Source organism: Mycobacterium sp. NGS66 (genome assembly GCF_059812225.1).
Genome location: NZ_JCALCG010000054.1, coordinates 1 through 204, shown reverse-complemented (window position 1 = coordinate 204; position 204 = coordinate 1). Strand labels below are relative to the sequence as shown.

General features: G+C 76.0%; 1 protein-coding gene. It reads right to left on the bottom strand.

The window, feature by feature from the left end:
• A partial coding sequence (locus AC5Y2L_RS28630; RefSeq protein ID WP_499940113.1) for a CurL C-terminal domain-containing protein occupies positions 1-204 on the bottom strand: 204 nt, incomplete at both ends.

The window sequence follows — 204 nt, the reverse complement described above, 5'->3', positions numbered from 1 at the left end:
TCCGGTCGGCTGCCCGCGATCACCGCGGTGCGCACGCCGCGGTGCGCGCGCCGCCGCGCCAACGTGTAACCCAGATCCGGCAATGCCACCTGGTCATGAGCCTGCACCCAGTCGGCCAACCGCCCCGCGCTCGCGCGCAACCCCGGCGCCGAGGACGCCGACACCGCAAACACCAGCCCCGCCGCGCCTTCAGCCGAGCCGCCC